The organism is Pseudochelatococcus sp. B33, from assembly GCF_053570585.1.
Map to the genome: position 1 here is coordinate 1 of NZ_JBSEFH010000077.1, position 1,187 is coordinate 1,187.

1 protein-coding gene is annotated in these 1,187 nt (G+C 70.4%); it reads right to left on the reverse strand.

Features of this window, described 5'->3' with window-relative positions:
• On the reverse strand, window positions 1-1,187 hold a 1,187-nt coding region (pcaF, locus tag ACUSIJ_RS29610), incomplete at its 3' end, for a 3-oxoadipyl-CoA thiolase (RefSeq protein WP_449312001.1).

A 1,187-nucleotide genomic window follows, 5' to 3' on the forward strand; every position in this document is an offset into this window, starting at 1 on the left:
GCGATGGCGATGCCCTGTCCCACGCCGATGCACATGGTGGAGAGCGAGCGCTTGCCGCCGCTGAGCGAGAGCTCCAGCGCCGCCGTGCCGGTGATGCGCGCGCCCGACATGCCGAGCGGATGGCCGAGCGCGATGGCGCCGCCGTTGGGGTTCACGCGCGGGTCGTCGTCGGCGATGCCAAGATCGCGCAGGGTGGCGAGGCCCTGGCTGGCGAACGCCTCGTTCAGCTCGATCACGTCGAAATCCGCCACCGAAAGCCCGAGCCGCGCCAGGAGCTTCTTCGAGGCGGGCGCGGGGCCGATGCCCATGATGCGCGGCGGCACGCCGGCCGCGGCGCCGCCCAGCACACGCGCAATCGGCGTGAGACCGTATCTGGCCGCCGCCTCCGCACTGGCGAGAATCAGCGCCGCAGCACCGTCGTTGACGCCCGAGGCATTGCCCGCCGTCACCGTGCCGCCCTTGCGGAAGGGCGTGGGCAGCTTCGCCAGCGCCTCGAGCGTCGTGGCGCGCGGGTGTTCGTCCTTCGCCACCAAGAGCGGGTCGCCCTTGCGCTGCGGGATCGTCACCGGCACGATTTCCCTGGCAAGACGGCCGTTCTCCTGCGCTGCGGCGGCCTTCGCCTGCGAGCGCACGGCGAACAGGTCCTGATCCTCGCGGCTGACCGCAAAATCCTCGGCCACGTTCTCGCCCGTCTCGGGCATGGAATCGACGCCGTATTGCGCCTTCATCAGCGGGTTGACGAAGCGCCAGCCGATCGTGGTGTCGTGGATTTCGGCATGCCGGGAGAAGGCGGTCTCGGCCTTGGGCAGCACGAAGGGCGCGCGCGACATGCTCTCCACGCCGCCGGCGACGAGCAGTTCCGCCTCGCCGGCCTTGATTGCGCGTGCGGCGGTGATGACGGCGTCCATGCCCGAGCCGCAGAGCCGGTTGATGGTCGTCCCCGACACGCCGACGGGCAGCCCCGCCAGCAGCAGCGCCATGCGGGCGACGTTGCGGTTGTCCTCGCCCGCCTGATTGGCGCAGCCAAAGACGACGTCGTCCACGGCTTCCCAGTCGACTTGTGGATTGCGGTCGATCAGCGCCCTGAGCGGGATCGCGGCCAGGTCGTCGGCGCGCACGGGAGACAGCGCCCCGCCGAAACGGCCGATCGGCGTGCGGATATAGTCGCAGATGAAGACGTCGGTCAT